This is a genomic window from Blattabacterium cuenoti (genome assembly GCF_014251995.1).
In the GTDB taxonomy this organism is placed as follows: Bacteria; Bacteroidota; Bacteroidia; order Flavobacteriales; family Blattabacteriaceae; genus Blattabacterium; species Blattabacterium cuenoti_AE.
In genome coordinates this window covers 193848-206939 of sequence record NZ_CP059205.1, presented here as the reverse complement: position 1 = coordinate 206939, position 13092 = coordinate 193848, and the positions used below count along the sequence as shown (strand labels likewise).

Below are 13092 nucleotides of genomic sequence, written 5' to 3'. Positions count from 1 at the left end.
TATTAAATTAAATAAAGTGTTTCTTTTATAGCGGAAATTACTTTTTCTTCATTTGGATACCAATGTTTTATTAAATTTTGAGCATAAGGAGCAGGAGTATCTAATAATGTTATCCTATTAATAGGTGCATCAAGATAATCAAACGCTTTTTTTTGTATAACATATGAAATTTCGGAAGCAATAGAAGAAAAAGGCCATGATTCTTCTAAAATAACTAATCGATTTGTTTTTTTTACAGAAATAAGTATAGATTCATAATCTAATGGACGTAAAGTCCGTATGTCTATAACTTCCACACTAATATTTTCTTCATCCTCTAGTTTTTTTGCTATTTTCAAAGCTATTTTCATAATCTTTCCAAAAGAAACTAAACTAATATCGTTCCCTCTTTTTTTTATATCAGCCTTCCCAATAGGAATAATATATTCTTTTTCTGGAATCATCATTTTATCTCCATACATTTGTTCAGATTCCATAAAAATTACTGGATTATTGTCTCTTATTGCAGACTTTAAAAGTCCTTTAGCGTCATAAGGATTGCATGGTATTATTACTTTTAATCCAGGACAACTTGCATACCAACTTTCAAAAGATTGGGAATGTGTAGCTCCTAATTGTCCAGCTGATCCAGTAGGACCTCTGAAAACAATAGGAATATTCCATTGTCCTCCACTCATATAACGTATTTTTGATGCATTATTAACAATTTGATCCATAGCAACTAAAGAAAAGTTGAAAGTCATAAATTCAACAATGGGTCTACATCCATTCATTGCAGAACCTATTCCTATTCCAGAAAATCCTAGTTCCGATATAGGAGTATCAATAATTCTTTCCGGACCAAATTCATCTAACATTCCTTTAGAAGCTTTATAGGCTCCATTATATTGAGCAACTTCTTCTCCCATTAGGTAAACAGTATGATCTTTTCTCATTTCTTCACTCATAGCTTCTGCTATAACCTCACGAAAAGTTTTTTCTTTCATTTCATATGTTATTATGTGTATGTATTTATTTAGAAAAATAAAATTCTCGGAAAAGAGAGGATCCTCTCTTTTCCGAGAAAACTATAAGAAATTAATTATTTATTTTAGATTTAGATTTTTCTTCTTGTCTTTTCAAGTAAATCTCTTGTTTCAATTTCAATAAATTATTTTTATTTCTAATTTTTGATATTGTGCTTATTACTACTCCTAAAGAAGTTCCTTTATTTCTTATCTTTTCTGCTCTTTCCAATGCTAATTCTCTTTGGATATCTAGATTTTTCCTAGCTTCTAATTCTCCTTCCGTGCCAGGCATTTGTACTCTCATGAGTTTTTTGTTTTCCGCTATCTTATCCAAGATTTTATTTTGATCGCTCACAATTTCATGATATTCATCAAAAAATTCTTTATAACTATCTTGAATATTTTTTATTTGATTTTCAGTTATTTTGATTTCATTAGATAATTCTTCAGGATTTATTTTGTCTAAATCTTGATCTGATAAATTATTTTCCGCATAGAATTCTAGAGAATAATATGGAGAAAAATTAGAAGCAGTATGGAAAGTTTTTTCGGAATTATTAGTATTATCAGAATTATTAGAGGTATTATCTACAGAAGATACAAAAGTAGCTCTTGTAGCAGAGGGTGTATTGGAAATACCTCTAATAGCTCTCATAGAAACACTAGCGGGAAGGCTATATTCCTTGTTTTCAGCAGAAAAGATATCATCATTACAGGATAAAATAAATCCTGAGATAATAAAAATAGTTGGAATTAGGGCTTTTGCAGAAATATTCATAAATAAAAAAATTTAAATTTTCTAATAAATATATAAAAAAAATTATTACGTAGAACAAGAATTTTATATATATTATTAACCAAAAATTTATCATATTTGTTTTATGATAGTAACATTTATTTTATAATAAAATTTCCTATGGATCAATTTATTAGATTATCTATACGGGGGATATCCTTGAGCCAAATACAATCTGGAATATATGTTTTATTACTTGAAGAAGAATCTGGAAAAATAAAACTTCCAATTATCATAGAAAGTTTACAAGCTCAATCTATTGCTTCTGTTTTAGGTAAAAGGGAATCCTCTAGATCTTTTACTCATGATTTATTTCTTTCTCTTGCGAAAGGATTCCATATTAAATTAAAAGCAGTTGTAATATACAAGTTAGTTAATGGAATTTTTTTTTCTTATCTTATGTTTGAAAAAGAAAATTGTTTCGATTCTGAAGAAAAAGAAATAAGTAAAAAAGAAAGAATAGAGCATAAAATAAATTCTAAAACATCAGATGCTGTTGCTTTAGCCGTAAGGTTTAATGCTCCTATTTACACAACAAAAGAAGTTTTTGATAAAGCAGGTATTTACTTTGAAAATGGTTTTCCTCTTGAGAAAGATAATGATACCTATGAATTAGAAACAGAAAATGGAGGATTTTTTTTATTTAAAGAAAAGAGCGAAAAGGATTTAGAGGAAATGACGGAAAAAGATTTAAATGCTTTACTAAATCATGCAGTTATTAATGAATGTTACGAACTAGCTGCAAAAATTAAAAAAGAATTGGATAGAAGAGAATAAAAATATTATTTTCTCACAAATCTAATAAAACTATAACCATACAAATGTTGTTTGTTATTTTCGTAAATAAATTCATGTATTTTTTTCCATTTTTTAGAATCTATTTTTGGAAATTTTGCATCTCCAAAGAATTTTTTATGAACTAATGTTAACTCTATTATATGTGCTTTATCAATTATGGAAGTATATATTTTTTCCCCTCCTATGACGAAAATTCTTTTAAATTGTAATTTCTCTATTTGTTGAATAGACGAAAAAATTTTTATATTGTTTTTGTTTTTTACATTGTGTAATGATTTCATCAATTTTTTTTTATTTTTAGTTAATATGATGTTTGTCCTTCCAGGAAGTATTTTTCCAATAGATTCAAAAGTTTTTCTTCCCATCAATATTATCTCTCCCATAGTTAAATTTTTAAAACGTTTTAAATCATTAGGTAACTTCCACATAAGTTGGTTTTTGTTTCCTATAAATCCATTTTTTGAAACAGAAGCAATCAAAATAATTTTTGTCATTATTTCAATTTTTTTATAATTTTAAATTTATGGATATTCCGATAAAATATGATCCCCAATCTGTAGAAAAGAAAATATATCATTATTGGATGAAAGGAGATTACTTTTCATCATTTTGTCCAGATAATAGAATTCCTTACACTATAATTATGCCACCTCCAAACATCACTGGTATTCTGCATATAGGACACATGTTGAATAATACTATACAAGATGTTTTGATTAGATATGCTAGAATGAAAGGATATAATGCCTGTTGGATTCCAGGAACTGATCATGCATCTATTGCAACAGAAGCTAAAGTTGTACAACAATTAAAAAAACAAGGACTATCAAAATCTTCTTTGGGAAGAAAGAAGTTTCTATTTTATGTTTTGAAATGGGCAAAAAAACATAATAATATCATTTTTGATCAACTTAAAAAACTAGGATGTTCATGCGATTGGAATCGAACTCAATTTACAATGAACCAAAATTTATCTAAATCTGTATCAAAAATTTTTATAGAGTTATACGAAAATGGATATATATATAGAGATTATCATGTTGTAAATTGGGATCCAGAAGCTAAAACTACTCTATCAGATGAGGAAGTTATCTATAAAGAATGTGATGGTAAACTTTATTATTTGAAATATAAGGTAAAAGGAGAAAAAAATTACGTAACTGTAGCTACTACTCGTCCTGAAACTATATTTGGTGATGTAGCTATTTGTTTTCATCCACATGATTCACGTTTTTTTCATTTAAAAGGAAAATTTGCAAAAATTCCGATAATCAATAAATATATTCCCATTATACAGGATTCATATGTAGATCCAAATTTTGGAACAGGATGTTTAAAAATCACTCCAGCTCATGATGAAAATGATAAAAACATAGCGGATAAACATAAATTAAACATAATTAATATTCTTAACGAAGATGGTACTTTAAATAAAAATGGAGTTCATTATAAAGGTATTGACCGTTTTGAAGTAAGAAAAAAAATAATTAAAGAACTAAAACAATTAAAATCTTTGGTTAAGATAGAAAAATATAATCATAAAATAGGATTTTCAGAGAGAACATCTTCAATAGTGGAACAAAGATTATCTCTTCAATGGTTTTTAAAAATGAAAGAAATATCTATTCCTGCTATAGAAGCAGTTAAAAATGGAGAAATTAAATTTTATCCAAAAAAAATTAATAAAATTTATTTTAAATGGATGAATGAAATTCATGATTGGAATATATCTAGACAATTATGGTGGGGGCATCGTATACCTGCTTATTATTATGGGAAAAATCTTAATGATTTTGTTGTTGCAGAGAATTTAGAAAAAGCTTTAAAAAAAGCAAAAAAAAAGAGTTCTAATTCATGTTTAACTTATAATGATCTTTGGCAAGATGTAGATGTTTTAGATACTTGGTTTTCTTCTTGGATTTTTCCGATATCTGTTTTTGATGGAATTTGTCATCCCAATAACAAAGAAATTTGTTATTATTATCCAACTGAAAATATTGTTACAGGATCGGACATATTATTTTTTTGGGTGGCACGTATGATTATAGCTGGTTTTTTATTCCAAAAAAAGAAACCATTCAAAAGAGTTTTTTTTACAGGAATTATTAGGGATTCTAATAATCAAAAAATATCAAAATCATTGAATAATTCTCCAAATGCAATAGATTTAATTAATAAATATGGAGCGGATTCTGTTCGTATGGGGCTTTTATTAAAAGCTAGTGCGGGAAAAGATTTTAATTTTGAAGAAAAAACATGTTTACAAGGGAGAAATTTTTCTAATAAAGTTTGGAACGCTTTTCGTTTAATAAAAAGTTGGAAAATATATAAGAATCGAAAAACACCTAATTCTTCTTTACTTGCAATCAAATGGTTGAAAAATCGTTTTAATTATGTTTTTATGGTTTTCGAAAAAAACTTTCAAGAATATAAATTTGATGAATCATTAATGATTTTATATAAGTTTATTTGGTATGATTTTTGTTCTTTTTTTCTTGAAATTATCAAACCCATTAATAATAAATTTATTTCGAAAATAGAATATTCAAGTACTATTAAATATTTTGAAAATATATTAAAACTATTACATCCTTATATGCCTTTTTTATCAGAAAAAATTTGGAATTCTATTGAAAAGAGGAAAAAAGAGGAAGCTTTAATTATTTCTTCTTGGCCTAAGAAAAAATCTTATGACTCTACAATTTTGAATTCTTTTGAAAGAGTTACTAAAATAGTATCTAAAATACGTAGTATTAGAAATCAAAATAATATTCCTTATAAAAAAAGTCTCATATTATTTTCAGATGAAAAAGAAAAAAAATATAATTACAATTCTATTTTATTGAAATTAGCTAATCTAGAAAAAATAATTTCTGTTTTAAAAAAACCAAAAGAAATTTTTTCATTTTCTTTTTTTTTAGAAGAAAGTAAATTTTTCTTATCTGAGGGAAATGAAAGTTTTTATTCTAATTTGAATTTTTCAAACAATAGGATAATTATTGCTAATATTGAAAAAAAAATTAAACATTTTTATAATTCATTATCTATAATAAGAAAAAATCTATCTAATGAAAAATATATAACATCTGTTTCTAATACTATTCTTTTAAAGGAAAGAAAAAAAGAAAATGATACCTTAAAAAAAATAGAACAACTTGAAAAATATTTGAAAGATTTAAAAAATTGATTACCAATTTCCACTACTCCCCCCCCCTCCAAAATTTCCACCTCCTCCAAATCCATCAAAACTATCATCATCATTATCATCAAAATCATGATAATTTTTATTTCGGAATAATAAATTTGTTAAAAATAATGTATTTAATAGTGAAATATCCATTTTATTTCTTTTCATTTCTAAAAATGAAAAAATAAATAAGATACTTATAACTAAAAAAGTGAAAAAAATTCTCCAAATAGAAATATTTTTTCTTTTCTTTTTTTGTTGAAAATTATGATTCTTGACAGTTTGAAATATTTTTTGAATACAAGAATCTATAGCTTGATAATAAAGATTATCTTTTAACATAGGAGTTATTTCTTGAATAATTTTAGAGGAAGTAAAATCAGTTATGTAAGGTTCTATTCCATATCCATTTTGAATAGATATTTTTTTGTCATTGATAGATAATAATATAACTATCCCATTATGTTTTCCAGAATTTCCAATCTTCCATTTTTCCCCCCACTTAGAAGCTAAAAAATTGGGTGATTCGCCTTTAAGATCTTGAACTATAGGAATTATAATTTCTATTGATGTTTTTTTATAGTGATAAATAAGTTTTTCATTCAATTTTTCTATTTGTGTTTTGGATAACACTCCTGCATAATCTTGAACGGGATATATTTTTTTTGGTGCATCAGGTATATAAAATTGGCCTTTTACAAGACTTATATTATAAAAAGTAATCAGGATAATTAATTGAATAATCTTTCTCATTATTTTTGAATTTTCTGAAATTCTTATTTAGAAAAATCTATCAAAGGAGATTTCTCTGATTCTATTTGAGATTGAAAATATCCTTTTTCTTTAAATTTAGAAAAAAAGTTTGCTATAATAACTTTTGGAAACTGATTTCTATAAGAATTAAAAGAATTTACTTGATCATTAAACCTATTTCTTTCTACATTAATACGATTTTCTGTTCCCTCTAATTGATTTTGTAATTCATAAAAGTTTTTGGTAGATTTTAAGTCTGGATAATTTTCTACAATTAGAAGTAACCTTCTGACAGAACTATTTAAATTTTCTTGTGACTTTTGAAATTTATCAATTTGATTTTGATTTAAGTCATTTGGATCAATATGAACAGAAGTTGCTTTTGATCTAGCTTCTATTACTTGCATTAGTGTATTTCTTTCGAAATTGGCAGAACCTTTTACTGTGTTTACTAAATTTGGAATTAAATCTGCTCTTCGTTGATAAACGCTTTCTATTTGTCCCCATTGAGATTTAATATTTTCATTTAATTTTACTAAATTATTGTAAATATTGGTTATCCAAAATCCAATTGTAAATATTACAACAATAAAAGAGGTTATTAAATAACTTTTTTTCATAAATTTCTATAATTTTTTATGAAAAGAAAATTTTTTTAGCGGAAAAAAAAATTGACTTTCTCTAAAAGCGTTTTGATTACTATCAGATCCATGTATAGCATTCTCTTCCAAAGAAGAAGCATATAAATTTCGTATAGTTCCTTTTTTAGCATTAATTGGATTTGTATCTCCTATTAAAATTCTGAAATCTTTTACTGCATTTTCTTTTTTTAAAATCATAGATATAATTGGTCCAGAAGACATGAATTTTACTAAAGAATCAAAAAAATATTTTCCTTTATGCTCTTCATAGAAGAGATAAGTAGATTCCTTAGAAAGTTCTGTCATTTTAAATGCTATAATATAAAACCCTGCTTCTACTATTTTTGATAAAATAGACATACTATATCCCTTTTTAACTGCATCTGGTTTTATGATAGAAAGGGTAATTGTTCCAATTATACACATAATACATATATACAGAAAATATATGAAAAATTATAGATTTTTTTTGCCAAAAACAAATATAAAATTTAAAATTAAACAAAGAAATCAAACAAATATCAAAATTATAATTAATTTATGAAATACAATAATAATGATGATGAAGAAAATTCTTTTAATTCATTTGAAAGAATGGTTTTAAATGATTATAAATTAGCTATAATTAGTCGAGAAACCAGTCTTTTAGGAAGAAAAGAAGTTTTAAGCGGGAAAGCTAAGTTTGGTATATTTGGTGATGGTAAAGAGATTCCTCAATTGGCTATGGCAAAAGTTTTTAAAGCTGGAGATTTTAGGTCTGGATATTATAGAGATCAAACTTTTATGATGGCCATTGGAGTATTGACTGTAAGAAGTTTTTTTTCTCAATTATATGCTAATCCAAATTTAAAATATGAACCTGTTTCTTCTGGAAGAATGATGACATCTCATTTTGGGACAAGATTACTTAATTACGATGGAACTTGGAAAAATCTTATTAAAGAAAAAAATTCTATTGCAGACATTTCTTCTACTGCTGCACAAATGCCTAGATTATTGGGATTAGCTCAGGCGTCAAAAATTTATAAAAATTTAAAGAATCTAAAAAAAACACATAAAATATTTTCCAATAATGGAAATGAGGTTGCATTTGGAACTATTGGAAATGCAAGTGTTTCCGAAGGATTATTTTGGGAAACTTTAAATGCAGCATCTGTTTTGCAGATACCTATTATATTATCTATTTGGGATGATGAATATGGAATTTCCGTTCCTAATAAATATCAATTTTCAAAAAAAAATATTAGTGACCTTTTATGTGGTTTTCAAAGAAATAAAAAAGAGAAAGGAATAGAAATTATTCGTGTAGATGGATCCAATTATATAAATCTTACAAAAGCATATGTTTATGCTGATAAAATTGCTCGTTATGAACATATACCAGTAATTATACATGTGGTGAATTTAACACAACCACAAGGCCATTCAACATCTTCTTCACATGAGAGATATAAATCAAAAAAACGTTTAGAATGGGAAATCGATAATGATGGAATAAAAAAATTTAGGAATTGGATTTTGAATTTTAAATTTCAAAATAAAATCAAAAATTTAACCGATGTTTTATCTAAAATAGATATAGAGGCCAAAGAATATGTAAAAAATGAACAAGAAAAAGCTTGGAATTTATTTATAAAACCGATTTTCAACATTAAAAATGATGCTATAAATATTTTAAAAAAAATTCAAGAAAATATTTTTTATAGTTCTAATTCTAAAAAATGGATGAATGAATATATTGGAAAATATATTCAAGAATTACATGAAAAAACCCAAAACTATCCAACAAAAAAATTTGTTTTTAGTACAATACGAAAAATTTTGTATTTACTTCCTAAAGAAGAATCTAACTCTTTGAGAAAATGGTTTAAAAGTAAATATAATCAAGAACAAGAAAATTATTCTTCCCACTTATATAGTATTTCCGACAAATCCTCTGTAAGGATAACAGAAGTTTTTCCAGTATACAAAAATAATAATTCTGAAGTAGTAGATGGAAGAATTGTTTTAAGAGAAAACTTTGATAAGTTATTAGAACTATATCCTGATCTTTTAATCTTTGGAGAAGATGTAGGAAAAATAGGAGATGTTAACCAAGGATTAGAAGGATTACAAAAAAAATATGGAAATATTCGTATTTTTGATACTGGAATACGTGAATCTACTATTATTGGTCAAGGTATTGGTTTAGCGATGAGAGGTCTTCGACCCATAGTTGAAATTCAATATATAGATTACATCTTATATGCTTTACAAATTATGAGTGATGATCTTGCTTGTTTACAATATAGAACAAAAGGAGGACAAAAGTCTCCTGTAATTATTAGGAGTAGAGGACATCGATTAGAGGGAATGTGGCATTCAGGATCCCCAATGGGAGGAATTATTAATTATTTGAGAGGAATCTTAGTTTTAGTTCCGAGAAATATGGTAAAAGCTGCTGGCTTTTATAATACTTTGTTATATGGAGATGATCCTGCTTTGGTCATTGAGTGTTTAAATGGATATAGAATAAAAGAAAGATTACCTGATAATTTAGGTTTTTTTAGAACTCCTATTGGAATAGTGGATAAAACAAGGAATGGAAATGATATTACTATAGTTACTTATGGTTCTACATGGAGGATTGTAAATGAAGCAGCAGAAGAACTATCTAAAATTAATATAGATTCAGAAATAATTGATATTCAATCTTTATTACCTTTTGATTTACAAAAAGATATTGTTAAAAGTTTACAAAAAACTAACAGATTATTAATCATAGATGAAGATGTTCCAGGTGGTGCCTCCGCTTACATTTTACAAAAAATATTAGAAGAACAGAATGGATACTATTATTTAGAAACTCCTCCTGTTACGATTACAGCTAAAGAACATAGACCTCCTTACGGATCTGATGGAGATTATTTTTCTAAACCTTCTGTTGAAAATATTGTAGAGAAAGTATTGAAAATAATGGATAATGTTTAGAAACTCTTATTTTCATTGAAAATTTTATTAAAATAAAACAATCATTTATTTATTATATTTGTTTTATGCTAAAACTAAACTAATTCTTACTTTGTTTTATGAGAATAGAAAAAACCTTACAATCAAGAATTGGAGATATGGATTTTGATAATATTTCTTTTGGAAACCAATATTCAGATCATATGTTTTGTTCTGAATATAAAAATGGAGAATGGAAAAATTCTGTTATTAAACCTTTTGGAAATATAGTTTTTTCCCCAATTTGTCCGGTATTTCATTATGGACAAGCTGTTTTTGAAGGAATGAAAGCTTATAAAGATAAAAATGAAGAAGTTTTTTTTTTCCGTCCAAAAGAAAATTTTAAAAGAATAAATAAATCTGCTATTCGATTAGAAATGCCTCCCATTCCAAAGGACATTTTTATCAATGGACTTAGAGAGTTAATAGAAATAGATAAAAATTGGATTCCAAAAAATTATGGACAATCATTATATATTCGTCCTTTTTTAATTGCAAAAGATGGTGTTTTATCAGCTAGACCTTCTCAAGATTATATGTTTATAATAATATCGACCCCCGCAGATGCTTATTATAAACGTCCATTAAAAATTAAAATAGAAGAAAAATATAGTCGTTCTGCAATAGGAGGAGTTGGATTTACTAAAGCAGCTGGAAACTACGCTTCTTCTTTTTATCCTACTAGATTGGCTAATGAAGAAGGGTTTGATCAAATATTATGGACTGATTCTTCTACTCATACTATGATAGAAGAATCCGGAACAATGAATGTTTTTTTTTGGTTAAAAAATAAACTTTTAACTCCAAAAGCTAATGACAATATATTAAGTGGAATTACTTGTGATAGCATTATTTCTTTAGCTAAAAAACTAGGATTTCATGTGGAAAAAAGGGGTTTAAGTGTTTCAGAAATTGTAAAAGGATTAAAAACAGGAGAATTAAAAGAAGCTTTTGGTTGTGGGACAGCAGCTGTTATAAACTATTTTAAAATGATTAGCTATAAAGGGGACAATTTTTTTCTACCAGATATTCCAGAAAAGAAAAGGATATCCGTTTTTTTAAAAAAAGAATTGTTAAATATACAACATAATTTGTCGGAAGATCCTTTTGGGTGGAGAGTTAAACTAAAAAATTTTTCATGAAAAATGATTTCATGAAAAATTGTATGAATAACAATGACAATTTTCAATCTATAGAGGAGATAACAAAAAAATCTATACATTTTTTGTATAAAACGAAGTCTTGTCCTGAATTATGTTTTCAATACACTAAAAAAGAACATCCAGGAGATCTTACCCTTATTTTATTTTCTTTATCTAAAAAATTAAAAAAACCTACAGAAAAAATAGGAAATGATATAGGAAAATATGTTAAAAATCAGTTAGGAGAATTTGTTGAATTTTCTATTATTAAAGGATTTTTAAATTTTACTTTTAAAGATCGTTATTATATATATCTTCTAAAAAGGATGTTGAATACAAATTTTTATAATTTTAAACTTCCATCCAAAAAAATTATGGTTGAATATTCTTCTCCCAATACTAATAAACCTCTTCATTTAGGACATGTTAGAAATTGTTTGATTGGATCTTCTATATCTAAAATATTGAAGATGGTAGGACATGAAATAATAAGAATTCAAATGATTAACGATAGAGGGATTCATATATGTAAATCAATGGTTGCATGGAAAAAATATGGAAAAGGGGAAACCCCAGATAATACAAAAATGAAGGGAGATCACTTTGTAGGAAAATATTACAATTTATTTTACAAAATATATCGTGAAGATATTTATAAAAATTCTTCTAAAAAGGATCAAATTTCAATTTTAAGAGATGCTAGAAATTTATTGAAAAAATGGGAATCTGGAGATTTAACTACTGTAAATATTTGGAAGAAAATGAATCAATGGGTTTATAATGGATTTAAAGAAACTTATAAAAAGTTAGGAATAAATTTTGATGAAATAGAATATGAAAGTAATATATATCAAATTGGAAAAAAAATTATAAAGGAGGGACTCGAAAAAGGAATTTTTTTTCAGGAAAAAGATGGATCAATTTGGATTGATTTAGTTAAAGAAGGTTTTGATCAAAAACTTTTGTTACGATCTGATCAAACTTCAGTATATATAACTCAAGATATTGGAACTGCTGTGGAACGTTTTAGAAAATATAATATAGACCAATTAATTTATATTGTTGGAAAAGAGCAGGATTATCATTTTCAAATTCTTTTTAGAATATTAAAACGTTTAGGGTATAAATGGGTAAATAAACTTTCTCATTTATCTTATGAAATGGTATGCTTACCAAGTGGTAAAATGAAATCTAGAGAAGGAAATGTAGTAGATGCAGATAGTCTTATTCTAGAAATGTATTCTATTGCAAAAAAAAATTTTTTAAAAAAATCTCCAAAATTTGAAAAAAAATCTGCTGAAATCATAGGATTAGGAGCTATGAAATATTATTTTTTAAAAATAGATCCTAAAAAAAAAATTATTTTTTATCCTGAAAAATCTATAGATTTTAAGGGGAAAACAGGAACATACATTCAATATACTTATTCTAGAATTCGTTCTTTAGAACGAAATTTTTTGAATTTTTGTTTATTATTAAATTATCACTGGGATAATATTAAATTTAATATATATGAAAAAAATATGATTAAAATTCTTCAAAGATATCCATTGATTTTAAAAAAATCAGCAATGGAATTGAATCCTTCATTAATAGCAAATTATGTTTATGAAGTATCTAAAACTTTTAATCTTCTTTATCAAAATAAAAAATTAATAGATCCTTTTAATCTTATTCATAGTAATATTTGCATGAATATTATTCATATTACAGGAAATATTCTAAAATCAGGAATGAATTTACTAGGAATAGAGATGATTGATCGTATGTAAAATATATT

Annotated in this window: 11 protein-coding genes; 5 read left to right on the top strand and 6 right to left on the bottom strand. The window is 25.7% G+C overall.

Features of this window, described 5'->3' with window-relative positions; all coding sequences use genetic code 11:
• Positions 1-2: 2 nt before the first annotated feature.
• The gene (locus H0H51_RS00945; RefSeq protein WP_185876998.1) at positions 3-986 is read right to left on the bottom strand and encodes a pyruvate dehydrogenase complex E1 component subunit beta; all 984 of its coding nucleotides are present in this window, start codon (positions 984-986) and stop codon (positions 3-5) included.
• 91 nt (positions 987-1077) lie between these two features.
• Positions 1078-1785 carry a hypothetical protein gene (locus H0H51_RS00940; protein ID WP_185876997.1) on the bottom strand — a complete coding sequence of 236 codons (708 nt, stop codon included), beginning with the start codon at positions 1783-1785 and terminating at the stop codon, positions 1078-1080.
• Positions 1786-1923: 138 nt separating this feature from the next.
• On the opposite strand from H0H51_RS00940, the gene H0H51_RS00935 reads away from it, so the two are divergent.
• Positions 1924-2580 (top strand): bifunctional nuclease family protein, encoded by a 657-nt coding sequence (locus H0H51_RS00935; RefSeq protein WP_185876996.1) that lies wholly within the window; start codon positions 1924-1926, stop codon positions 2578-2580.
• A 5-nt stretch (positions 2581-2585) separates the two neighbouring features.
• Here H0H51_RS00935 and H0H51_RS00930 read toward each other — a convergent pair whose 3' ends face one another.
• Entirely contained in the window at positions 2586-3095 is a 510-nt protein-coding gene (locus H0H51_RS00930) for a dihydrofolate reductase (RefSeq protein WP_185876995.1), read from the bottom strand.
• A 29-nt stretch (positions 3096-3124) separates the two neighbouring features.
• Here H0H51_RS00930 and H0H51_RS00925 point away from each other — a divergent pair, with 29 nt between their 5' ends.
• Positions 3125-5788, top strand: coding sequence for a valine--tRNA ligase (locus H0H51_RS00925; RefSeq protein ID WP_185876994.1), 2664 nt, complete (start codon positions 3125-3127; stop codon positions 5786-5788).
• Here the strand turns inward: H0H51_RS00925 and H0H51_RS00920 are convergent, their stop codons facing one another.
• The 3 genes from H0H51_RS00920 to ndk are packed head-to-tail and all read right to left on the bottom strand — an operon-like array spanning position 5789 to position 7608.
• The gene (locus H0H51_RS00920) at positions 5789-6541 is read right to left on the bottom strand and encodes a TPM domain-containing protein (RefSeq protein WP_185876993.1); all 753 of its coding nucleotides are present in this window, start codon (positions 6539-6541) and stop codon (positions 5789-5791) included.
• Positions 6542-6564: 23 nt separating this feature from the next.
• Positions 6565-7161: a LemA family protein gene (locus H0H51_RS00915; protein WP_185876992.1), complete on the bottom strand. Its 597-nt coding sequence runs from the start codon at positions 7159-7161 to the stop codon at positions 6565-6567.
• A 6-nt stretch (positions 7162-7167) separates the two neighbouring features.
• Positions 7168-7608 carry a nucleoside-diphosphate kinase gene (gene ndk / locus H0H51_RS00910; protein ID WP_185876991.1) on the bottom strand — a complete coding sequence of 147 codons (441 nt, stop codon included), beginning with the start codon at positions 7606-7608 and terminating at the stop codon, positions 7168-7170.
• 114 nt (positions 7609-7722) lie between these two features.
• Between ndk and H0H51_RS00905 the strand changes: the two genes are divergently transcribed.
• The 3 genes from H0H51_RS00905 to argS all read left to right on the top strand — a co-directional run bounded on the left by H0H51_RS00905 (position 7723) and on the right by argS (position 13084).
• Positions 7723-10152 carry an alpha-ketoacid dehydrogenase subunit alpha/beta gene (locus H0H51_RS00905; RefSeq protein ID WP_185876990.1) on the top strand — a complete coding sequence of 810 codons (2430 nt, stop codon included), beginning with the start codon at positions 7723-7725 and terminating at the stop codon, positions 10150-10152.
• A 98-nt stretch (positions 10153-10250) separates the two neighbouring features.
• On the top strand, positions 10251-11312 hold the full coding sequence (locus H0H51_RS00900; protein WP_185876989.1) for a branched-chain amino acid aminotransferase: 1062 nt from the start codon (positions 10251-10253) through the stop codon (positions 11310-11312).
• Entirely contained in the window at positions 11309-13084 is a 1776-nt protein-coding gene (gene argS / locus H0H51_RS00895; RefSeq protein ID WP_238784234.1) for an arginine--tRNA ligase, read from the top strand. The genes H0H51_RS00900 and argS overlap by 4 nt, the downstream gene beginning before the upstream one ends.
• The last annotated feature ends 8 nt before the right edge of the window (positions 13085-13092 follow it).

What these genes read in the sequence shown, in the direction of transcription:
- H0H51_RS00945 (WP_185876998.1), bottom strand. Translation starts at nt 986, where the DNA reads ATGAAAGAAAAAACTTTTCGTGAGGTTATAGCAGAAGCTATGAGTGAA.
- H0H51_RS00940 (WP_185876997.1), bottom strand. Translation starts at nt 1,785, where the DNA reads ATGAATATTTCTGCAAAAGCCCTAATTCCAACTATTTTTATTATCTCA.
- H0H51_RS00935 (WP_185876996.1), top strand. Translation starts at nt 1,924, where the DNA reads ATGGATCAATTTATTAGATTATCTATACGGGGGATATCCTTGAGCCAA.
- H0H51_RS00930 (WP_185876995.1), bottom strand. Translation starts at nt 3,095, where the DNA reads ATGACAAAAATTATTTTGATTGCTTCTGTTTCAAAAAATGGATTTATA.
- H0H51_RS00925 (WP_185876994.1), top strand. Translation starts at nt 3,125, where the DNA reads ATGGATATTCCGATAAAATATGATCCCCAATCTGTAGAAAAGAAAATA.
- H0H51_RS00920 (WP_185876993.1), bottom strand. Translation starts at nt 6,541, where the DNA reads ATGAGAAAGATTATTCAATTAATTATCCTGATTACTTTTTATAATATA.
- H0H51_RS00915 (WP_185876992.1), bottom strand. Translation starts at nt 7,161, where the DNA reads ATGAAAAAAAGTTATTTAATAACCTCTTTTATTGTTGTAATATTTACA.
- ndk (WP_185876991.1), bottom strand. Translation starts at nt 7,608, where the DNA reads ATGTGTATAATTGGAACAATTACCCTTTCTATCATAAAACCAGATGCA.
- H0H51_RS00905 (WP_185876990.1), top strand. Translation starts at nt 7,723, where the DNA reads ATGAAATACAATAATAATGATGATGAAGAAAATTCTTTTAATTCATTT.
- H0H51_RS00900 (WP_185876989.1), top strand. Translation starts at nt 10,251, where the DNA reads ATGAGAATAGAAAAAACCTTACAATCAAGAATTGGAGATATGGATTTT.
- argS (WP_238784234.1), top strand. Translation starts at nt 11,309, where the DNA reads ATGAAAAATGATTTCATGAAAAATTGTATGAATAACAATGACAATTTT.